Below are 21,600 nucleotides of genomic sequence, written 5' to 3'. Positions count from 1 at the left end.
TCGTATCGCCCCGGCGTGCTTTGACCTGTGCGCCGCGCTGCGGCCTAATGGTCGCCCGTCCTTCCCGAGTTGCCGCATGTCGTCTCCTTCCTTGCCCGACGCCAGTCTCCGCGCCAGCACCCTGCATCTGCCGGCCGGTCCCTGGAGCACCGTGCTCGACTGTCTCTGCGCGCGTTTCCCGGCCATCGACCGCGACACCTGGCTGGCGCGCATGCAGCGGGGCCGGGTGCTGGACGCCGAGGGGCGTGCGCTGGGCCCGCAGGCGGCATATCGCGAAGGCCTGCGTGTGCACTACTTCCGCGAGTTGCCGGTGGAGGCACCGATTCCTTTCGAGGCGCGCATCCTGTACCGCGACGAGCATCTGCTGGTGGCGGACAAGCCGCACTTCCTGCCGGTGATGCCGGCCGGCGGCTACGTCGAGCAGACGCTCCTGGCGCGGCTGGCCCGCAGCACCGGCAATCGAGACCTGGTGCCGCTGCACCGGATCGACCGGCATACCGCCGGGCTGGTGCTGTTCTCGACCAATCCCGGCAGCCGCGGGCGCTACCAGGCGCTGTTCCGCGAGCGGCGCATCGACAAGTGCTACGAAGCGATCGCTCCGGCCTTGCCGCAACTGGACTTCCCGTTGCTGCGCAGGACCCGCCTGGTGCCCGGCGAGCCGTTCTTCCGCATGCGCGAAGGCGAGGGCGAGCCGAACAGCGAGACGCGCATCGAGGTCGTCGAGCGCAACGGCCGCTGGTGGCGCTACCGGCTGTATCCGGTGACCGGCAAGAAGCACCAGCTGCGCGTGCACCTCGCGGCACTCGGCGCGGGTATCCAGAACGATGGGTTCTATCCCGAGCTGCTGGACGCCGAGGGCAGCCCCGACGACTACCTGCGGCCGCTCAAGCTGCTGGCCAGGGGGCTGCGCTTCGACGACCCGCTGAGCGGGGAGAGGCGTACGTTCGAATCCGGGCTGCGGCTCGATTGGCAGGTGTAGGCGACAGGCTCGCCAGCGGAATGCTGGCGTACGTCGCCGACCCGGAGCGCATGGCGCGTTTCTATGAGCAGGCGCTCGGCCTGGAGGGCTGCGCGGGCGAGTAGAAGGATCGCCCGCTGTGCGGCTGGACGCGCCCGCCGGAGCGGGCGCACGTCGCTCAGGGACGCTTGTCCAGCTTGACCACCAGGCGCAGTTGCTCGACGCAACCGCGGCTCTGCTCGATCAGCTTGCCGAACTCGGCGCTGTTGATCTCGTCGTGGTTGAGCCAACTGGTCTTCTGCACTTCCCGGTAGCGATAGTGGTAGCCGCCGTCCTTGGCCGGTTCGGCCTGCAGGTCGATGTCGAACCAGGGGCTGCGGATCTCGCAACTGTGCGCCGGCTCGTCGGTCTTGCCGCCGGACAGGCTGATGTCGTAGGAGGTGATCTGCGGTTCGCCCAGGTACAGCTCGGCCAACTGGCCTTCGCTGCGGTACTTGGCGAAGGCATCCCACTGGCTGGCCAGGTCCTGGCGGTTGTAGAAATACTCTCCGCCGAGCCGGTCGAGGGCGCGGCGGTCGGTAAGCCTGGCACTGATCGTATAGCTGGGCGGCAGCACGAACTGGCTGTCGTCGCGCTCCAGCACGCAGTCGCTGCCTTCCTTGGCGAAGTTGCGGCACAGGTCCTGGTCGGTGCTGGTGCGGCCGCGCTGGCGATCGGCGACGCTGAGCTGCATCAGCGGCGCATTGGACAGCTCCACGCGCGACTCGACCCGGGCTTCGCCGTCATGGGTGTAATGCTCGCTGCGGGTCACGCGCAGGGTGTCGCCGGGCGCTTCCAGGGGAATCTCGTCGCGCCGCACCTTGCCGTCGGCGCCCAGCACCAGCGCCCAGCGCTGCTGGATGTCGGGCATGGTGCGGCCGGGAGCGAACACCGGGTTGGTCGGGTCCAGCCACCAGGTCTTGCCGTCCACCTCGGCGCGGACGATGGCATGGTTCGGCGCGTACATGCCGGGCACCAGCAGGTCCCAGACCACGTCGCCGCGGCTGACCAGGGTCGGTTCGGCCTTGATCCCGGCGGCCTTGAGCATGGCGGCGAGGAGGATCGCCAGGTCCTTGCAGTCGCCGTAGCCATTGCGCTCGATCTCCGCCAGGGAGAAGGGCACGTAGCCGCGCTCGCTGGCGCGCCAGTCGCCCAGGTAGCGGTAGGTGTCGTTGATGTACTGCATCAGGCCGGCGACCTGCTCGCGGGCCGGCTTGCCCTTCACCGCGGCGACGGCCGCCGCGGCGCCCTTGGGCAGCTCCGCGGCGAGGATCTCGTTGTAGCGCGCGGCGAACGGGCCGAAGTTGTCCTGCAGGTCCAGCGAACTGCCCAGCTCCAGGCGCGGGGTATGGCGCAGGTAGGCGTTGCCGGCTTCGTTGATGTAGTTGGTGTATTGCGGCTTTTTCAGGCTGACCTTGAGGGTCTTCTTGTCGGCGCTCTGTTCGATGCGATAGGCGTCCATCAGCTCGCTGCGCACGAAGATCGGCCGCTCGGCCTTGAACTCGGCGACGAAGCGGTCGTCGCGCACCGGCATCGGTGGGCGGCTGAGAATGTAGTGGAACTGGGTGCTCAGCGGCTTGGCGGTGAAGTGCTCGCGCAGGGTGTAGCTGATGCGGGTGCCGACGCGCAGGTTGGGGAACGCCAGGGAGGTCTGGCGTTCGCGCAGGAAGCCCTGGTCCGGGTTCGGCGCGGTGCGCGTATCGATCTGCGACTGGTCCAGCGGCACCGGCTTGCCGCCGGGCTGGGTCAGCTCGGCCTTCTCCACGATCAGGCTGTCGGTCTCCGCGTAGCTGCGATCGATGCGCGAGAGCATCTCGCGGCCGCTCGGCTTGAGGATGGTGAAGCTGTAGGTGCTCACGCAATCGGTGCTGTTGTCGGCGTTGAACTGGCAGCGGAACTCGGTTTCGCCGGCCAGCGGCGCCTCGGCGATCGGTTGCAGCGCGGCGAGGGCCGGGGTGGCGGCGCAGAAGACGCTGGCGGCGAGGAAGGAAGGGGAGAAGGGATGACGGGGCATCGGTGCCTCAGGATGAAACGTTTGAGCGGAGCTCCCAGGCGTCGCCTGGCGCATGGGGGCGCCGGGCGATAGCCGGGGAGATGGACCCTGAATGATAGGTTTTATCAATTCCGCATGTCGACCGGCGGGTCCGGTTATGTGCGGAATGTCGCCGTTGCGATCTTTTCGCCGGCTTCATTTGCCGGGCTTTGCCGTTCTGTGGCAGGCGCACGCCTGTTCCTGGCGCTCCGGAACCGGGTCGTAGCCGCCGGGGTGCCAGGGGTGGCAGCGCAGCAGCCGGCGCGCGCCGAGGTAGCCGCCTCGCAGCGCGCCATGCACGCGGATGGCTTCCAGGGTGTAGTGCGAGCAACTGGGGTAGAAGCGGCAGCGGGGACCGATCAGCGGGCTGATTGCGTACTGGTAGAAGCGGATCAGCCCGATCAGCAGGAACTTCATGGCGAGCCCTCGGCGGGGTTGCGGCGGCGAGCGGGCATTGTAGCGCCGTTGTCGGTCCTCAAGGAGCATTCTCCGCCGCGCAATAAAGGGTCCGCCCGTCGACGAGGCTGCGAGCAGTCGCCAGGCGGCCGCGCAGGCCGGGTTCTTCCGGCGCCAGCGTGCCTTCGCGCCAATCGCCTCCGCGCAACGGAATCAGCGCCGAACGGCCGTAGCCCGGGCAGTACGCCTCGGCGTCGCCCTCCAGATAGTCGACGCCGTCCAGGGTCAGCTCGCCGACATTCCAGCGCGCGCCGAGGTAGGCCTGGCGGAACGGCCCGTCGGCAAGGACGTAGAAGCCCCCGCGCACCTCGCTGGCCGCCGTGGCGAAGCCGATGGTGCGTCGCGGTTGCGGGATCACCAGCAGCGGTCGCCGTGGGTCGGCGAAGGCCTCCTGCAACTCGACCAGGCGCTGGCGGGTGGCGCCCATCTCGCGCCGGTAGCGCTCGCCGCGCGCCCGCGCGTCGTCGGGGAGTTCGCTCCAGGCCGGAGGCTGGTCGCGCAGCAGGTAGTCCAGCGGCCAGGTGCCGGCCATCGCGGCTTCCTTCCAGTCCCCGTCGTCGCGCAGGTCCAGCAGCACTCCGGCCAGCGCGCCGATCTCGTAGGCTTCGCTGTCGACGCCGACGCCGATCTCGTTGGCATCGTAGAAGGCCAGGGCGTACTCCCGCAGCGCCTGCCGATAGCGTTGCGGATCCTTGGCGAAATCGGTGCGGTAGCGCGCGGCGGCGGCCATCTCGATGTAGCGCGCGGTGCCTTCGCTGAGATCGACCTGCGCCGCCAGCCGGCTTTCCTCGGGAGCCGCTTCGCGCCAGCGGCGCAGCCAGCCCTGGGCGTCGCTCAGGTAGCTGTCGCGCTGCCCGGGCGTGCGCAGGGCCTGGAGCAGCGACTGGAACAGGGCATAGCGGTATTCCCGCGGGCGCGGGTCGAGCGTGGCCAGGTCGCCGCGATAGCCACCGGGCTTGCGCAGGCCCGGCCAGTCTTCCTGGGCGTAGCGATGGAAGGCTTCGTGCGGGCCGATGGCGGCCAGCGTCTCGCTATTGCCGGTATTGCTCCGCAGGTGCGCGGCGCTGATCTGCAGCAGCACCGCCGGACGGCCCCGGTAACGCGGAAAGGCATAGCTCAGGTCGAGATCCGGGTCGCTGTCGCCCGCCGCCGTGGTGCGCTGCGCGCGGCCTTCGGCATCGGCGACCCAGGTACTGCGGCCATCGCTGTAGAGGAAGGCCTTGTCGGCCATCCGCCAGCCGGGCCAGAGTCGTTCGCTGTGCTGGCCGACGGCATGGACATAGGCCAGGTAGCGGCGGGCGAACGACTCGCTGTCCGTCGCCGCGGCGGGAAGGGACAGGGCAAGCAGGAGCAGGGGCAGGGCTCGGGTCATGGCGGGTACGGTTGCGCAAGGTCGGTCGGGGCGACGAAGGTATGCCGCCGCTTCCCGATTGACCCTCGCGGCCGCTGCCGCGTTCCCCTAGGCGGTGTTGCGCGCCCGCGCCAGGTCGCGCAGCGGCGGGGCGCCGAACAGCCGGCTGTACTCGCGACTGAACTGCGACGGGCTTTCGTAGCCGACCCGGTAGCCGGCGGCGGCCACTTCCAGGCCCTCGCTGAAGATCAGCCGGCGCGCTTCCTGCAAGCGCAGCTGCTTCTGGTACTGCAACGGGCTCATCGCGGTCACGGCCTTGAAGCGGTGGTGCAGGGTCGAGGGGCTGAGGTTGACCACCTGGGCCAGTTGCTCGATGCGCAGCGGCTTGCCGTAGTTCTGGTTGATCCAGTCGATGGCGCGGGTGATGCGGTGGGCCTGGCTGTCGGCGATGGCGATCTCGTGCAGGCGCTGGCCCTGGCCGCTGCGCAGCAGCCGGTAGAAAATCTCGCGGAGGATCAGCGGCGCCAGCATCGGGATGTCGCGCGGGCTGTCCAGCAGATGGATCAGGCGCAGCACCGCATCCAGCAGGCTGGCGTCGATACGGTCGACGTAGAGGCCGCGGTCGCCGCGCCGGCTGGCCACTTCCATGGGCCCGGCGTCGGAGATCAGCTGGGTGATTTCCGCAGGGTCGATATCCAGCCGGACGCAGAGGTAGGGCGCGTCCGGCGAGGCGTCGATCACCTGGCCGGCCAGCGGCAGGGTGACCGAGACCACCAGGTAGTGCAACGGATCGTAGATATAGCGTTCCTCGGCCAACTGCACCTCCTTGCGGCCCTGGGCGATGATGCACAGGGCAGGTTTGTGCATGCCGCGCGCCGGCAGGGTGGGGCCGTCGGCGCGAATCAGGGCGAGGGGGTCGACGGCGGTGCCGTAGACACCGTCGCTGGGACAGTGCTTGAGCAGCAACTGCGCCAGTTCGCTCTGGCGCTGGCGCAGTTCGGCGGGGAGATCGACGGAAAGAAGCGGGGTGTTTTCGCTCATGCGGGGACTCGCGGGGGAAACCTTCCCAAGACTAGCGCGCGCCGCGGCGGCAGGCACTCATCGCGATGCGCGTTGGCAGGATCAGGCAAGCATTCGCCAGGAACAGGCAAGCCGGCTCGTCGCACGGGGCGCAAGCGGATGAGAAAAAACCGGAGCGCGGCAGTTTCAGGCAAGAACCCGACAGTATCCGTCTACCGATTCCCCGCGCCATCCCCCTAATCTGGCTGGCATGGCGGAATCTCCGTCATGCCGATGGGAAACACATGCAGGGGGACACACCTATGTCAAATCAACAGGCCAGACTGTCATCGGGCGGCATGTCGCCGGAGCGCGCGCCGGGTGCCTTCCGTTCGCGGCCGGTGCGCGACGGCGCGCTGGTCCCCGAGGCGCCTTCCCGTTCGCCTTCCGGCCCCGCCGCGGGCGGCACGCTGGCGCGGCGGACCCATCCCGGCAACTGGTAATCGGAGGCAGGGCACATGCGTCACCCTTACACCCCACAGCGGCCGGCCGGCGTCTTGGCGCCGCCGGCCCTTCCACTCCTGGTGCCGCTTGCGCAGCGGCGAATCCATGTCGAGGAGGCAGAGAGCATGCCAGCGTTCAATCGGGCCAGTCACCTGGTCAGCATTCGCGCCCGCAGCGGCCAGTCGCACCGCCTCGGCCTGCGCCTGCAAGAGCTGGCGCAGGCGGGCCAGGCCGCGCCCGGTTGCCTGCGCTACGAACTGCGCCAGGCGGACGGGGACTCCGACCTGTGGTTGTTGCACAGCGAGTGGAGCGATGACGCGGCCATGCAGGCGTACCTGGCCGGCGACGCCCAGCGGGTCTTCGCCGAGGTGCTCTGGCAAGCGCTGGCGGCGACCCTGGACGTGCAGGAGCGGCTTTTCTGAAACCGGGCGGGCGGATGATGCGGCGCGGCGTCCGCCCGTCCCCCTTGTTCTGGCCTTTCAGCGACCCGGCGTGACCGGCGACTGGTCCGCTCGTTCGTCTTCGATGTCGCGATGTCGCTCGAAGGCGGTCGCCGGCGAGCCATCGGCATTGACCTGCAACACCGCGCGCGGACGGCCGTCCTCGCCAATGAATACCTGGCCGATCCCGGCGCTGTTCCACAGGCGCTCGCCGGCCTGGCTGTGCTGCGGAACGCGCGGGCGGATTTCCAGACTGCGCCGCTGGGTCAGCCAGTTCAGCGGCGACCAGGGCGCATAGAGCCAGCGATTGAGGCGGTCGAACCAGTCCAGCAGGCGTCGCGGGAATTCGTTCTTGATCCCGCTGCTGGTGATCTGCCAGAGCCGGGGCCCGCGCTCGCGATGGCGAATCCGGATGTCGTAGACGAAGGAGTAATGCACGTCGCCGGAAAGGATCAGGTAGTTACCCGGCGTACGCGAGTGGCGGAAGATGTTCATCATCACCGAGGCCGCGCCGCGATGGGCCATCCAGTTTTCCGCATCGACCAGCAGCGGCTGGCCGATCCAACTGAAGAGCTTCTGTACGCCCTCGATCAGCTTGACCCCGAACATCGGCGCCGGCGACACGATGATCGCCGCCTTTTCGCCGAGCAGGTCCTGCTGGAATTCACTCAGTGCCTCCCAGTCCATCAGCCCGGAGGGCCGGCCCAGGTTGCGCTCGCTACGCCAGCGGCGGGTGCGCGTGTCGAGGACGATCAGGGTCGGGCTGCCAGGCAACCGGTAGTGCCAGTGCTGGAAGTCGAGCAGGGCATCGAGCAGGCGGTCCTGCTCGGCGCAGGGCAGCCGGCCGTCTGCCGCGGCACCCTCCATCAGGGCCGCGACCGGCGCCAGCCATTCGCCGCAATGCTGCGGGTCGTTGCCCCAGCCCTGGCAGAGCAGGTAGGCGAGCAGGGCGTTGCCGATGATCCGCCGGGAGAAAGGATGGCCGTAGGCGGTCAGCTCCCAGCGTGCTGAAAGGTTCCAGTCGTCGGTGATGTCGTGGTCGTCGAAGATCATCAGCGACGAGATATGCGCCAGCGCCCGCGCCACGCGGGGCAGGCCATCGCGGAAGGCTTCGATGTGCCGGCGCTCGCCGGCGAAGCGCTGCGCGTGCCGCGCATCCAGCCCCGGCGGCGGTTCCAGCCTGACCAGGCGCCAGGGCGCCGGCGACCAGACCAGCAGGTACATCGCCAGCACCTCGGCCAGGCCGACCAGATGGTTGTGGGCGTTGGCCGAGGTGAAGATCGGCTTCTTCACCCCGCCGAAGAAGCGCTCGCGCAGGGCTTCGTTGGACTCGAAGGCGGGCAGCAGGTCCTCGCGCCGGTAGTAGGTGGCCGGGTGCGCGTAGAGTGCCTCGCTGTCGTTCACCAGTGCGCCTTCCAGGTGTTCGCCGTACAGGCCGAGGCGGTGGATCAACCCATGGATGGCCACCAGCATCGGCCCGGCGACGTCGTCGGCGTAGACCTGGTCGCCGCTCATCATCAGCAACGCCGGGCGGCTTTCGGCCTGCAGCAGGTTTTCCTCCAGCAGCCGGTCGACCTGCAGCAGGCCATCGGCCGCTGGGTGATGCGGCTTGCGGCAGGAGCCGTGGAGCAACTGGTCGAGACGTGGCTTGAGCACCAGGCTGGCGCGCTGGCGACCGGGGTAGAGCAGATGCGGCGCCCATTCGGCGATTCCCGCAGGCTCCCGGCCGTCGGCGGCGAGGCGCAGGTCGTAGTCGACCAGGCGGGCGCAGGGCAACGGCGGGTCGAGCGCGACATCCAGCAGGTGCAGCCAGGCATGGGTGCCGATGCGGATGGCCGAGTGGGTTCCTTCCGCGAGGCGGACCCGACGCTCCGCCTCGCCTTCGCTGGCGAGGATCAGTTCGATGGTCGTCGGGCATGACGTGGCCAGCCAGAACACCAGGCGTCCGGGCTCTGCGCGGCGCAGCAGGGGACCGGCCAGGACCAGGGGCAGGGCTTCGTCAGGCGGGGTGTCGTTGGGGAGCGAGGCGGACATTGGTACGGGCGTTGTCGACGCGGCGAAACAAGCTGACGAGTATGCCGCTTTCGGCGGATCGCGGCGTTGCCATTTCGTAAGGAATGACGACAGTCGTCGCGGGATGGCGATCTTCTAATGCCAAAAAGTTAAGTACACCTTAATTAATATTCTTTTTTGCGTTCGGGCTTCTGCGGCATATTGCCTTCCGCGCAGGCCCGGCGGCCTGCCATCGCTGTTTGCGGGAGGGACACGTGCAATCCGACGTCGGCGCCGCCTCCCGCCGATCAAGGTTTCGCCTGCCACCCCGACGCCCGGTGGCGCAGGCCCGTAGCACGAGAGTGCGGAATGGGCATGGATCAGACACGCAATCGCCTCGTCGGCCTGATGTTCCAGAACGACTATTCCTGGCTGAGCGGGCGCCTGCGGCGCTACCTCGGCTGCCCCCACAGCGCCGAGGACATCGCCTCGGAAACCTTCCTCAAGGTCCTTGCCCTGCCGGACCCGGCAAGCATCCGCGAGCCGCGCGCGCTGCTCACCACCATCGCCCGCCGGCTGATGTACGACGGCTGGCGGCGCCAGGACCTGGAACGCGCCTACCTGGAAAGCCTGGCCGGGCTTCCGGAGGCCCTCGCGCCGTCCGCCGAGGAGCAGGCCCAGGTGGTGGAAACCCTGCTGCGCCTGGAGCGCATGCTCGCCGGGCTGTCGCCGAAGGCCCGCGCCGCCTTCATCCATAGCCAGATCGGCGGACTGACCTACGTGGAGATCGCCGGCTTGCTGGAGGTTTCCGTCAGCCGCATCCACCAGTACATGGTCGAGGGCTTCAAGCAGTGCTACCAGGTGCTTGCCGAATGAGCCAGGGAAGGCGAGAACGCATCCTCGACGAAGCGGCGCAGTGGATGGCGCTGCTGCAATCCGGCCATGCCGGCGCCGAGGAGCGCCTGGCGTTCCAGCAGTGGCGCCAGGCCGATGCCGAGCACGGTGCGGTGTTCGACCGGCTCAGCCTGGGCTTGCAGTCGTTTCGCGACGAGCCCCTGCACGGCTTGCGCGCCGAGCAATTGATCGGAGCCCTCGAGGCGCCGTCCGCCCGTCGCCGGTTTCTCCAGCGCAGCCTCGCCCTGGCGGCGTTCGGCGTGGCGACGCTGGCGCTGGGGCGGATCGGCATCGTCGGCTTCCCCTGGCCCGGCGACCTGTACACCGGCACCGGACAACGCCAGAGCTTCCGCCTGGAGGATGGCAGCCAACTGGTGCTGGACGCGCGCAGCCGGGTACGCCCCGAATTCGATGGCTACCGGCGTCGCCTGCGCTTACGCGAGGGCCGCCTGCTGGTTGACGTGGCACGGGATCCGGCGCGGCCTTTCGTCGTCGACACCGGGCGTGGCCAGGTCGAGGCGCAGGGAACCCGCTTCCAGGTCAGCGATGACGGCGCCAGCTCGCGAGTGGTGGTGCTCGAGTCGCGGGTGCGGATCACCACTGCCGACGGACGGCAATGCCTGTTGGAGCGCGGCCAGAGCGCCCGTTTCGACGCCTCGGCGATTCTCGCCCGAGGTCCTGCCGAAGGCGGCGAGAGCGCCTGGCTGGATGGCCGGCTGGAGGTCCGCGACCGCCCGCTGGGGGAGGTGCTGGAAGCGTTGCGCGCCTATCGCCGCGGCATCATCAGCGTCGCCGACGACGCGGCGGCGCTGCGCGTCAGTGGCATCTACCCGCTGGACGACAGCGGCGCGGCGCTGGCATTGCTGGAGCAGAGCCTACCGATCCGGCTCGACTACCACGGGCCCTACTGGGTCAGCATCGCCAGCCGCTGAGGCGCGCGCCCGGCGGCGAGCCGGGCGGCGCGACGCTTCAGAACGGCTTGGTCGGCAGGTACTTGCCGTCGAGGGTGATCACCGCCCGCGAGCCGCCTTCCGGGTCCTCGACCTTCTTGATGTCCAGCTTGAAGTTGATCGCGCTGATGATGCCGTCGCCGAACTGTTCGTGGACCAGCGCCTTCAGGGTGCTGCCGTAGACTTGCAGCATCTCGTAGAAGCGATAGATGGTCGGGTCGCTGGGAATGCCGCCGGGAATGCTGCCGCGCAGCGGGATGCTTTGCAGCAGGAGCACCGCGTCGTCGTCCAGGCCGAGTTGGGCGGCGACCTTGCGCGCCGCCGCCTCTGGCAGGGCATGCTGGCCGAGCAGGGCGGCGGTGACGAAGGTCAGGGCGAGACCGGTGCCGTCGGCCAGGTCCTGCCAGGACAGGCCCAGGCGGGCCTTGTTCAGGACCACGGTCTCGGCCAGTTGCTGGCGCGCGTTGGGGGACACTTGGCTGTGTTGCATGAGATGACTCTCCTTGCGGGTGGTTGTGAGGGAAGGGATTCAGGCGACCGCCTGCCCGGGTTCGCCGCCTACCGCGCGCACTTCGGGATGCTCGGCGAGGGAGACGAAGCGCCGGCTGGCGCCGTCGAGGGCGTCGATGCGGCCGCTTTCGATGTCGTAGACCCAGCCGTGCAGGTTCAGCCGACCCTGCTCCAGGGCGCGGGCGACGCAGGGGTGGGTGCGCAGGTTGGCCAGTTGGGCGATCACGTTGTGCCGCACCAGGGCGTCCAGCCGCGCCGCCTCGGAGGCGTGTTCGTGGGCGCTGTTCATCGCCCGTGCGGCCTCGGCGTGGTGCAACCAGCCGGCCACTGCCGGCAGGTGGTCGAGACAGGCGCAGGAAGCGATGGCGCCCATCGCGCCGCAGTCCGAGTGGCCGCAGACCACGATGTCGCCGACCCCGAGCACCGCCACCGCGTATTCCACCGAGGCGCTGACCCCGCCGGGCTGCGGCCCGTAGCCGGGGACGATGTTGCCGGCATTACGGATCACGAAGAGTTCGCCGGGCTCGCGCTGGGTCAGCAGTTCGGGGACCACCCGGCTGTCCGAGCAGGCGATGAACAGTGCCTTGGGGGCTTGCCGGGTGGCCAGGGACTTGAACAGTTGCGAGCGCGCCGGGTAGGCGTCGCGCTGGAAGCGGAGAAAGCCGTCGATGATGTCACGCATGGCGCTGGGCTCCTGGCCGTCGAATGGTGGGGCCAGGATGCGCGGATTGAGCCATAGGGTCCAAGACCGGTTTATTATTCCAGTCATTGGTCTGGTCTATAGTTGGATGTTTCCATGCTGCTTCGCCACCTGCGCTACCTGCTCGCTGTCGCCGAGCATCGCAATTTCACCCGCGCCGCCGAGGCGCTGCACGTTTCGCAGCCGACCCTGTCGCAGCAGGTGCGGCAACTGGAAGAGCAACTGCGCGTGCAATTGCTCGACCGCTCCGGCAGGAGCGTGCGTCCCACCGATGCCGGCGAGCTGTACCTGCTTCATGCGCGGCGTGCCTTGCGCGAGCTGGAAGCGGCGCAACGAGCGATCCACGAGGTGCGCGACCTCAGTCGCGGCCGCCTGCGCCTGGGCATGACGCCGACCTTCACCTGCTATCTGGTGGGCGCCCTGGTGGATCCGTTCAATCAGCGCTATCCGGGCATCGAGTTGAGCCTCGAGGAGTTGCCCCAGGACGCCCTGGAGGCGGCGCTGATCGACGATCGCCTGGACCTTGGCGTGGCCTTCAGCGAGCCGGGTTCGGTGGAGATCGACAGCCAGCCGCTCTACCTGGAGCGCCTGGGCCTGGTGCTGGGGGCGGAACACCCGGCGGCGGACGCGCCGCTGGCCGCCGCAGCGCTGGCGGAGTTGCCGTTGGCGTTGTTGCGCGACGACTTCGCCACGCGCCGGCACATCGACGCTTACCTGCGCCAGCAAGGGGTGACGGCGCGGGTGGCGCTGGAGGCGAACTCGATCAGCGCCATCGTCGACGTGGTTCGCCGCGGAAGACTGGCCAGCATCCTGCCGGAGGCGGTGGCGCGCCAGCAGGCCGGGTTGCGCTGCGTGGCGCTGCGGCCGGCGTTGCCGACCCGCCAGGTAGCGCTGTTCTGGCGCCAGGGCAGCCACCCCGGTGCCGCGCGCCTGGCCTTCCAGGCCCTGGCGCTGGAACTCGGCGCCGAGCTGGGCGACGCCTGAGCGGGATCAGCCGCGACTCGGCTGCAACGCCGCGGGTTCCTCACGGCGCAGCCGCAAGGCCAGGGCGGCGCCGAACAGGGCGAGCAGGGCGCTGAGCGCGGTCACCCATTCGATGCCGCGCGCCTGGCTGGCCAGCAGGCTGGCGGCATCGGCGCCGCGCACCTGGGCGTTGGCCAGCGCCACCAGCAGGGCCAGGCCGAGCGCGCCGCCGATCTGCTGGGTCATCGAGGCCATCCCCGAGGCGACGCCCTGTTCGGCGGGATCGACGCCGCTGGCGGCGCTCACCCACATGGCGGTCCAGGTCATGCCCTGGCCGATGCTGAGGATCACGATGGCTGGCAGCAGCGCCAGGAAGCCGCGCCCCAGCGGCAGGCACGCTGCCAGCAGGCCGAGCCCGAGTGCGCCCAGCAGCAGGCCGGCGACCAGCGTCGCGCGTGCCCCGTGGCGGGCCAGCAGGCGCTCGGCGACGCGGATACCGAGGGTGCAGAGCAGAGTCGCCGGGAGGAACGCCAGGCCGGTCTGCAACACGCTGTAGCCGTACACCGACTGGAAGTAGATGGCCAGGAAGTAGTACTGCACGCCGTAGCTGCTCATGAAGATCGCGGTCAGCAGCATCGCCACCTGCAGGTTGCGGTTGCCCAGCAGGCGCAGCGGCATCAGCGGGTCGCGGCTGTAGTGTTCGATGGCGAGGAACGCCAGTAGCAGCGGGACGGAAAGGTAAAGTCCGAAACGTACCGAGGGCGCATCCCAGCCCGACTCGGGGCCCTGGACCAGGGCGAAGACCAGCAGGGTGGCGCCGGCGGTGACCGTCAGCGCGCCGGCCAGGTCGAAGCGCCGACCGCGCTGGCGCCGGGCGTCGGCCGGGATCAGGCGCAGGGCGAGCAGCGCCGCGGCGCCGGCCAGCGGCACGTTGACCAGGAAGATCGAGGCCCAGCCGAACAGCTCGGTGAGCGCGCCGCCGAGCGCCGAGCCGAGGGCCAGGCCGAACGCCGAGGCGATGCTCCAGATCGCCAGGGCACGATTGCGCGCCGGGCCCTCGGCGAAGTGATTGCCGATCAGCGCCAGGGTCGCCGGGAACAGCAGCGCGCCACCCAGGCCCTGCACGGCGCGGGCGAGGATCAACGGCAACTCGCTCTGGGCCAGCCCGCCCGCGAGGGAGGCGAGGGCGTACAGGCTTTGCCCGAGGACGTACATGCGGCGCCGGCCGAGCAGGTCGGTGGCGCGCCCGCCGAGCAGGAGGAAGCCGCCGAAGGCCACCGTATAGGCGCTCACCACCCATTGCAGGCGTTGCGCCGAAAAATCCAGCGCCCGGCTGATTTCCGGCAGAGCGACGAACACGATGGTGGCGTCGAGGGCGATGATCAGTTGCGCGCAGGCGAGCAGGGCGAGCATCCAGTTGGAAGGGGCGGCACGGTCCGTCACGGTGGGACTCCTGGTCTGGGTTGGGCGCGGCCAGTGTTTCTCATGCTGGAATCGTGATAAATAGCCTCTCCGTCCTTTCACTGATGAAAATAATCATCGATGAGATCGCCATGGACCTGAATGCCGTCAAGTTGCTCGCCCGCGTGGCCGAGACCCGTAGCTTCACCCAGGCCGCCGTTTCTCTCGGTCTGACCCAGTCCGGCCTGTCGCGCGCCATCGGCCGGCTGGAAGCCGAACTCGGCGTGCGTCTGCTGCACCGCACCACCCGCAGCGTCAGCCTGACCCCGGACGGCCAGCTGTTCTACGAGCGCTGCGCACCCTTGCTGGCGGAACTGGAGGAAGTCGAGAAGTTGCTGGTGGACCGCCAGTGCGCGCCGAGCGGTCCGCTGAAGATCACCACCCCGCAGGCGCTCGGGCGGATCGTGATCATGCCGGTGCTGCGCGAACTGACGCGGCGCTACCCGCAATTGCAGATCGAGGCGGCGATGACCGATCGCCTGGTCGACCTCACCGAGGAAGGCTTCGACGCCGCCGTGCGTCTCGGTCGGGTCGGCGACGTGCGCCTGATCGCCCGGCCATTGGCGGCGTTGCGCTGGGTCACGGTGGCGTCGCCGGAATACCTGCGTAGCCACGGCACGCCGGAGCGCCTGGAGCAACTCGCCGGGCACAACTGCCCGACGGTGCGCGACCTGCATACCGGCAAGCTGCTGGAATGGCAGTTCCAGCGCGACGGCCAGCCGCTGAGCCTGGCGGTGCGCGGCGACCTGGTGCTGGACGTGGCCGACGCGCTGGTCGACGCGGCGCTGGTCGGCCAGGGCATCGTCCAGGTGATGGGCTTCATGGCCGAGGAGGCGATCCGCCGGCGTCGACTGGTACGCATCCTCCAGCCGTTCGAACCGCCGCTGTGCCCGGTGTCGCTGATCTACCCGCCGTCGCGGCAGTGCTCGCTGAAGATCGGCGCGCTCTACGAGGAACTGAAGAGCGCGCACTGGTGCGGGGCGCTGACGTACTGACCCGAGGGCGGCAGGGCGGATAACGCCGTGTTCGGACCGGCGGATAGCCGCAAGCGGCTATTCGCCCTACACGGGGCAAGGCCGGTAGCCGAGCTTGGGGGTGATTTTGGGGTAGGGCGAATAACGCCGGAGGCGTTATCCGCCGATACGCCGTGCCTGAACCGGCGGATAGCCGCAGGCGGCTATTCGCCCTACGCGGGGCAAGGCCGGTAGCGGAGCTTGGGGAAGATTGTCGGGTAGGGCGAATAACGCCGGAGGCGTTATCCGCCGCTACGCCCTGCCTGAACCGGCGGATAGCCGCAAGCGGCTATTCGCCCTACGCGGGGCAAGGCCGGTAGGGGAGCTGGGGAAGATTGTCGGGTAGGGCGAATAACGCCGGAGGCGTTATCCGCCGCTATGCCTATTCGCCCGCGCTTATAAGCTCAGAACAAAGCGTTCCAAGCCTGCCCTGCAAATCTCCCGCGCTCATCGCTCATCCCCTGGAAACCATGTTTTCGGGGGGAACCGAACGATGCCGCACCATGCTCCATCCACACGCCTGCCTTCCTGCCTGGCCCTGGCCGCGCTGCTCGCGGCGGCCTACGCCGCGCCGCCGGAGGCACGTGCGGAGACGCCCGCGCCCGCCGCCAAGGCGCTCACCTTCGACGTCGCCGCCGGCCCGCTGGACCAGGTGCTGCTAGGCATCTCGCGGCAGAGCGGCTTGCTGATCTCCTTCGAGCAGTCGCTGGTGCGCGGCCGGCAGGCGCCGGCGGTGCGCGGTCCGCTGAGTGTCGACCAGGCCCTGGAACAGGCCCTGCGCGGTAGCGGCCTGCAGTTCCGCCGTTCCGAGCGCGGCGCGGTGATTTCCGCCGCGCCGCTGCGCGCGGCCGTACCGGCGGCGAAGGTGCAGCCGCTGGCGGCGAAAGCGGAGCAGACCCTGGAGCGGGTGGTGGTGACCGGCTCGCGGATTCCCCGCGCCCAGCAGGAAGGGCCGTCGCCGGTCACGGTGATCAGCAGCGAGGAAATCCAGAACCGTGGCTACCGCAACGTCTTCGAGGCCTTGCAGACGCAGACCCAGAACACCGGTATGACCCAGGGCGAGGACTACGGCAACACCTGGCAACCGGCGGCCAACGCCCTCAACCTGCGCGATCTCGGCCCCAATCACACGCTGGTGCTGATCAACGGCCGGCGCGTCGCCGACTACCCGACCGCCTATGGCGGCTCGGTGAACTTCACCAACCTGGCGAACATCCCGGCGGTCATGATCGACCGCATCGAGATCCTCAGCGGCGGCGCCTCGGCGATCTACGGCTCGGATGCCATCGCCGGGGTGGTCAATATCGTCCTGAAGAAGAAATTCGATGGCGTCGACGTCAACCTGCGCGCCGGCACCACCGAGCGCGGCGGCGGCGACAACCAGCGCCTGCAACTGGTCGGCGGCGGTGCGACGGGCGACTTCGAAGGCCTGTTCGGCCTGCAGGTCGAGCAGCGCCAGCCGGTCTGGGCCAACCAGCGCGGTTTCATGGACAGCTACCCGGACGGCAACAACGTCGGTTACCGGCTGAACCCGCAGAGCGGACGCTACCTCGGCGACGCCTCCTGCGCCGGCCTCGGCGGCCTGTTCGGCGGCAACGTGGCGCCGGTGCCGGGCGCCAGGGGTGGCTATCGCTGCATGACCGACCAGTACTACAACAACTACTGGACCCTGCAGACCAAGAAGGAAAACTACGACGGCTACGCCGGCGGCACCTGGCACCTGAGCGACAGCGGCAAGCTGTTCGCCGACCTGCTGTTCGGCTTCGACCACCTGCAGAACAATACCCGCGGACCGTCCTTCACCTCGCCGGACTTCATCAATGCCTCCAGCGGCGACCTGGAGCGCTGGTACCGGCTGTTCTCGCCCGAGGAGATCGGCGGCAAGAGCAGCAACAACAGCAAGTGGCGCGAGGTGTCCTGGACCGGCACCCTCGGCTACAGCGACCGCGTCGCCAATACTTCCTGGGAATACGAACTGGCCGCGACCCGCTCCGAGTACCGCAGCGACCGCACTACCCGCTACACCCCGGCGGCCGGGATCCTCGACCTGTACCTGGGCCGCAAGCTCGGCGAACGCGACGGCTACCCGGTCTACGATCCCGATCCGGCGCGCCTCGGACGTCCGCTGAGCGAGGAAGAGTGGCGCAGCCTGCGGCGCAACGTGACCCAGCACAGCGAGTCCTACTCGCAGACCTACAGCTTCACCGGCAACGGCGAGCTGTTCGACCTGCCGGCCGGCCCGGTGGCCTTCGCCGGCGTGCTGGAGGTGGGCAAGCAGGGCTACAGGATCCGTCCCGACTCGCAATACAACGACGGCTCTCTCTACAACGTCTCCAAGGCCAGCAGCTCCGGCGGCTCGCGCGACCGTTACGCCGCCGGCGGCGAATTCAGCATCCCGCTGCACGACACGCTGCTGGCGTCCGCCGCCGGCCGCTGGGACCAGTACAGGTTCAGCGGTCGCACCGAGGAGCAGACCACCTACAACCTGGGGCTAGAGTGGCGCCCGCTGACCAGCCTGCTGCTACGCGGCAGCTACGGCACCAGCTTCCGCGCGCCGGACCTGAACTACATCTACCAGGCCGACGCCAACGGCTACTACCCGGCGCAGAAGGACTACTACGGTTGCGAGAAAGGCGTCGACGGCGCCTGCAAGAACGGCCGGGTCGACTACGTGCAGAGCGGCACGCCCGACCTGAAGTCCGAGCGCGGGCGCTACTGGAGCTACGGCTTCGTCTGGTCGCCGTCGAGCAGGTTCGACTTTTCCGCCGACTACTACCACATCCAGATCGATGACCTGCTGACCACCCTCGATCCGGACAAACTGCTGCGCGACGAGGCGGCCTGCCGCAGCGGCGGGCTCGATCCGGACTCGGCGCAGTGCCGCGACACCCTGGCGCGGGTCGAGCGCAACGCCGGCGACGCCAGCGTCGACCCGAATCGCCTGAACAAGGTCTACGTCAATGCCATCAACGCGGCCAAGGAGCGCACCAGCGGCATCGACCTGCGCAGCAACATCCGCTGGGGCGCCGGCGACTACGGCGCCTTCTCCTCGACCGTCGGCTACACCCTGGTGTTGTCCCACGACTACAAGCAGTCCGACGACTACCCCAGCGAGAACCAGCGCGACAGCCTCGACTCCCACGACTGGCGCAGCAAACTCAACGCCAGCCTGACCTGGGACTACGCACAGTTCACCTCGACGCTCTTCGCGGTGCGCTACGGCAGCGTTACCAACGCCGCTGGCAGCGGGCGCCTGAGCCCGTGGACGGTGTTCAACGCCAGCGCCCGCTACCGGCTCAACGAACGCGCCAGCGTCGGCCTGACGGTGAACAACCTGCTCGACCAGATCAAGGAGGACGACTCCGATGGCTGGCCGTACTATCCCACCGGCAACTACGACGCCATGGGCCGCCAATGGTGGCTGGACTTCAGCTATCACTTCGGTGGTTGAGCCATGCCCGGACGCATCCTGGTCTTCGCCTGCTGCCTGCTCGCCAGCCTGGCCCGCAGCGAGCCGCGCCATGCCATCACGCTCTACGACGAGCCGGCGAAATATCCGCCGGGTTTCCAGCACTTCGACTTCGTCGACCCGCAGGCGCCCAAGGGCGGCAGCCTGCGGCGGATGGAAAGCGGCAGCTTCGACACGCTGAACCCCTTCGCCAACCGCGGCACGCCGATCAGCATGACCCAGGCCGCGCTGATCTACGAAACCCTCGGCTTCCAGTCACTGGACGAGCCGTTCACCGAATACGGCTACCTGGCGCGCTACATCGAGAAAGCCCCGGACAACAGCTGGGTGCGTTTCCATATCGATCCGCGGGCGCGCTTCAGCGACGGCGTGGCGGTCACCGCCGAGGACGTGAAGTTTTCCTTCGATAGCCTGGTCGAGCAGGGCAGCCCGTTCTGGCGCGCCTACTACAAGGAGGTCCGCGAGCCGGTGGTGGAGGATCGCCTGCGCATCCGCTTCGATTTCCGTCATGCCGGCAACCGCGAGCTGCCGCTGGTGCTGGCCCAGCTCTACGTGCTGCCCAGGCATTGGTGGCAGGGACGCGACTTCAACCGCAGCAGCATGCAGCCGCCGCTGGGCAGCGGACCTTACCGGCTGGAGAAGGCCGAGGCGGGGCGTTCGGTGAGCTACCGGCGCAACCCCGACTGGTGGGCTCGCGACCTGCCGGTCGGGCGTGGCCTGTACAACTTCGAGCGGATCCGTTTCGACTACTACCGCGACAGCGGCGTGGCCTTGCAGGCGTTCAAGGCCGGGCAGGCCGACATCAATGTCGAGACCAGCGTCAAGGCCTGGAGCAGCGGCTACGACTCGCCGGCCCTGCGCGATGGCCGGTTGCGCCAGGAGAGCTTTCCCTACCCGTACCCGGCCAGCCTCCAGGGCCTGGTGTTCAACCTGCGCCGGCCGCTGTTCGAGGACCGCCGGGTACGCCAGGCGCTGAGCCTGTTGTTCGACTTCGAATGGACCAACCGGCAGCTCTTCGGCGGTCGCTACAAGCGCCTGCGCAGCTATTTCGACAACTCGGAGATGGCCGCTCGCGGCCTGCCCGGCGCCGACGAACTGGCCTTGCTGGAGCCGCTGCGCGGGCAGATCCCCGAGGAGGTCTTCGGCCAGGCCTACGCTCCGCCGGTGAACGACGGCAGCGGCGATATCCACGAGCGCCTGGTGCAGGCCTACCGCCTGCTCGGCGAGGCCGGCTGGCATGCCGTCGACGGGCGCCTGCTGGATACCGCCGGACGGCCGCTGCGCTTCGACCTCCTGCTCCAGGGCAAGAGCCTGGAGCGCGCGCTGCTGCCGTTCCAGCGCAACCTGGCGCGGATCGGCATCGATATGCGCCTGCGCCAGGTGGACGCTTCGCAATACATCGAGCGCATACGTGCGCGGGACTACGACATGATCGTTTCGAGCTTCTCCCAGTCCAATTCGCCGGGCAACGAGCAGTACAGCTTCTGGCATTCCTCCAGCTACGCCGATCCCGGCGGCTACAACCGCATCGGCCTGAAAGACCCGGCCATCGACCGGCTGGTCCAGGCGGTGGTCGAGGCCGACTCGCGGGCCGCCCTGGAAACCGCCGTGCGCGCCCTCGACCGGGTGCTGCAATGGGGCTACTACCTGATCCCGACCTGGTATTCCGACGAGGTCTGGATCGCCAGCTGGAATCGCTTCGGCCGACCGCCGCAGGCGCCGCGCTACAGCCTGGGGCTGAACACCTGGTGGGAAGTCCGCGAGCGGGCCGCGCCGAGCCGGGAGGCGCAGTGACATGGGCGGCTACCTGTTGCGCCGCCTGGCGCTGATCCTGCCGACCCTGCTGGGCATCCTGCTGATCAACTTCGCCATCGTCCAGGCCGCACCCGGCGGGCCGGTGGATCAGGCCATCGCGCGCCTGCAGGGCGTCGACGGCGGCGGCCCGCTGGGGCGTGGCGGGGAGGGTGGGCATGGCGCTCTGGAACCGCAGCGCCACGGCGAGACCGGCATCGATCCGCAGCTGGTGGCCGCCCTGGAGCGCCAGTACGGCTTCGACAAGCCGCCGCTGCAACGGCTCTGGCTGATGCTGTCGAGCTACGCCCGGCTGGATTTCGGCGAGAGCTTCTACCGCGACGCGCGGGTCATCGACCTGATCGCCGAGAAGCTGCCGGTCTCGCTGTCCCTGGGCTTGTGGGCGACACTGATCACCTACCTGGTGTCGATTCCCCTGGGGGTGGCCAAGGCGGTGCGCCACGGCAGCGCCTTCGACCTGTGGAGCAGCGCGCTGGTGGTGATCGGCTATGCGGTGCCCGGCTTCCTCTTCGCCATCGTCCTGATCGTGCTGTTCGCCGGCGGCAGCTACCTGGACTGGTTCCCCCTGCGCGGCCTGGCTTCCGAGGGCGCCGAGCGCCTCGGCCCGCTGGCGCGCTTCGCCGATTACCTCTGGCACCTGGCGCTGCCGGTGGGTTCGCTGGTGGTCGGCGGTTTCGCCAGCCTGACCCTGCTGACCAAGAACAGCTTCCTCGACGAGATATCCAGGCAGTACGTCGCCACCGCTCGCGCCAAAGGGCTCAGCGAGCGCCGGGTGCTCTACGGCCATGTGTTCCGCAACGCCATGTTGCTGGTGGTGGCCGGGCTGCCGGCGGCGCTGGTCTCGGTGTTCTTCACCGGGTCGCTGCTGATCGAGGTGCTGTTCTCCCTCGACGGCCTCGGCCTGATGGGCTACGAAGCGGCGCTCGGCCGCGACTACCCGGTGGTGTTCGGCAGCCTGTTCATCTTCACCCTGCTCGGGTTGCTGGTGAAGCTGGCCGGCGACCTGGCCTACAGCCTGGTCGACCCGCGCATCGACTTCGCCGCGAGGAGACAGTGA

The 21,600-nt window shown here is 68.9% G+C and carries 17 protein-coding genes; 9 read left to right on the top strand and 8 right to left on the bottom strand.

Going from position 1 to position 21,600, the window contains the following annotated elements; translation table 11 throughout:
- Positions 1-76 precede the first annotated feature (76 nt).
- Positions 77-979, top strand: a complete 903-nt coding sequence (locus ACYAF3_RS26580; protein WP_003106501.1) for an RluA family pseudouridine synthase — start codon at positions 77-79, stop codon at positions 977-979.
- A gap of 157 nt (positions 980-1,136) precedes the next feature.
- Here ACYAF3_RS26580 and ACYAF3_RS26575 read toward each other — a convergent pair whose 3' ends face one another.
- The 4 genes from ACYAF3_RS26575 to cmrA all read right to left on the bottom strand — a co-directional run bounded on the left by ACYAF3_RS26575 (position 1,137) and on the right by cmrA (position 5,877).
- The gene (locus ACYAF3_RS26575) at positions 1,137-3,011 is read right to left on the bottom strand and encodes a DUF3857 domain-containing transglutaminase family protein (protein WP_003088690.1); all 1,875 of its coding nucleotides are present in this window, start codon (positions 3,009-3,011) and stop codon (positions 1,137-1,139) included.
- A 174-nt stretch (positions 3,012-3,185) separates the two neighbouring features.
- On the bottom strand, positions 3,186-3,446 hold the full coding sequence (gene yidD, locus ACYAF3_RS26570; protein WP_003106504.1) for a membrane protein insertion efficiency factor YidD: 261 nt from the start codon (positions 3,444-3,446) through the stop codon (positions 3,186-3,188).
- Between the two features lie 58 nt (positions 3,447-3,504).
- The gene (locus tag ACYAF3_RS26565; RefSeq protein WP_105579259.1) at positions 3,505-4,857 is read right to left on the bottom strand and encodes a hypothetical protein; all 1,353 of its coding nucleotides are present in this window, start codon (positions 4,855-4,857) and stop codon (positions 3,505-3,507) included.
- 87 nt (positions 4,858-4,944) lie between these two features.
- The gene (cmrA, locus tag ACYAF3_RS26560) at positions 4,945-5,877 is read right to left on the bottom strand and encodes an AraC family transcriptional regulator CmrA (protein ID WP_003118542.1); all 933 of its coding nucleotides are present in this window, start codon (positions 5,875-5,877) and stop codon (positions 4,945-4,947) included.
- 587 nt (positions 5,878-6,464) lie between these two features.
- On the opposite strand from cmrA, the gene ACYAF3_RS26555 reads away from it, so the two are divergent.
- A complete protein-coding gene (locus ACYAF3_RS26555; RefSeq protein WP_474726735.1) occupies positions 6,465-6,761 on the top strand; it encodes an antibiotic biosynthesis monooxygenase family protein in 297 nt (98 codons plus the stop codon).
- A gap of 57 nt (positions 6,762-6,818) precedes the next feature.
- Here the strand turns inward: ACYAF3_RS26555 and ACYAF3_RS26550 are convergent, their stop codons facing one another.
- Positions 6,819-8,813, bottom strand: coding sequence for an alkaline phosphatase D family protein (locus ACYAF3_RS26550; protein WP_003107076.1), 1,995 nt, complete (start codon positions 8,811-8,813; stop codon positions 6,819-6,821).
- Between the two features lie 327 nt (positions 8,814-9,140).
- Between ACYAF3_RS26550 and ACYAF3_RS26545 the strand changes: the two genes are divergently transcribed.
- Together ACYAF3_RS26545 and ACYAF3_RS26540 are read left to right on the top strand one after the other, a co-directional pair.
- Positions 9,141-9,647 (top strand): sigma-70 family RNA polymerase sigma factor, encoded by a 507-nt coding sequence (locus ACYAF3_RS26545; RefSeq protein ID WP_003088700.1) that lies wholly within the window; start codon positions 9,141-9,143, stop codon positions 9,645-9,647.
- Entirely contained in the window at positions 9,644-10,597 is a 954-nt protein-coding gene (locus tag ACYAF3_RS26540; protein WP_003107078.1) for a FecR family protein, read from the top strand. Before ACYAF3_RS26545 ends, ACYAF3_RS26540 begins: the two co-directional genes overlap by 4 nt.
- A 37-nt stretch (positions 10,598-10,634) precedes the next feature.
- Here ACYAF3_RS26540 and cynS read toward each other — a convergent pair whose 3' ends face one another.
- Both cynS and cynT read right to left on the bottom strand, forming a co-directional pair.
- On the bottom strand, positions 10,635-11,105 hold the full coding sequence (gene cynS, locus ACYAF3_RS26535) for a cyanase (protein WP_003088707.1): 471 nt from the start codon (positions 11,103-11,105) through the stop codon (positions 10,635-10,637).
- A 39-nt stretch (positions 11,106-11,144) separates the two neighbouring features.
- The gene (cynT, locus tag ACYAF3_RS26530) at positions 11,145-11,807 is read right to left on the bottom strand and encodes a carbonic anhydrase CynT (RefSeq protein ID WP_003142561.1); all 663 of its coding nucleotides are present in this window, start codon (positions 11,805-11,807) and stop codon (positions 11,145-11,147) included.
- A gap of 114 nt (positions 11,808-11,921) precedes the next feature.
- Between cynT and cynR the strand changes: the two genes are divergently transcribed.
- Positions 11,922-12,809 carry a transcriptional regulator CynR gene (cynR, locus tag ACYAF3_RS26525; protein ID WP_003114874.1) on the top strand — a complete coding sequence of 296 codons (888 nt, stop codon included), beginning with the start codon at positions 11,922-11,924 and terminating at the stop codon, positions 12,807-12,809.
- A 6-nt stretch (positions 12,810-12,815) separates the two neighbouring features.
- Here the strand turns inward: cynR and ACYAF3_RS26520 are convergent, their stop codons facing one another.
- Positions 12,816-14,201 carry an MFS transporter gene (locus ACYAF3_RS26520; protein WP_043884908.1) on the bottom strand — a complete coding sequence of 462 codons (1,386 nt, stop codon included), beginning with the start codon at positions 14,199-14,201 and terminating at the stop codon, positions 12,816-12,818.
- 140 nt (positions 14,202-14,341) lie between these two features.
- Between ACYAF3_RS26520 and ACYAF3_RS26515 the strand changes: the two genes are divergently transcribed.
- From ACYAF3_RS26515 to ACYAF3_RS26500, 4 genes are all read left to right on the top strand, one after another.
- Positions 14,342-15,244 (top strand): LysR family transcriptional regulator, encoded by a 903-nt coding sequence (locus tag ACYAF3_RS26515; protein ID WP_003107805.1) that lies wholly within the window; start codon positions 14,342-14,344, stop codon positions 15,242-15,244.
- Between the two features lie 511 nt (positions 15,245-15,755).
- Complete coding sequence (locus ACYAF3_RS26510) at positions 15,756-18,713, top strand: TonB-dependent receptor (RefSeq protein WP_043096472.1); 2,958 nt, start codon at positions 15,756-15,758, stop codon at positions 18,711-18,713.
- A gap of 3 nt (positions 18,714-18,716) precedes the next feature.
- Complete coding sequence (locus ACYAF3_RS26505; protein WP_003103635.1) at positions 18,717-20,525, top strand: extracellular solute-binding protein; 1,809 nt, start codon at positions 18,717-18,719, stop codon at positions 20,523-20,525.
- Between the two features lies 1 nt (position 20,526).
- Complete coding sequence (locus ACYAF3_RS26500; RefSeq protein ID WP_003114870.1) at positions 20,527-21,600, top strand: microcin C ABC transporter permease YejB; 1,074 nt, start codon at positions 20,527-20,529, stop codon at positions 21,598-21,600.

This window comes from Pseudomonas sp. TZ252, from assembly GCF_056110345.1.
This window is presented reverse-complemented; position numbering and strand designations above follow the sequence as displayed.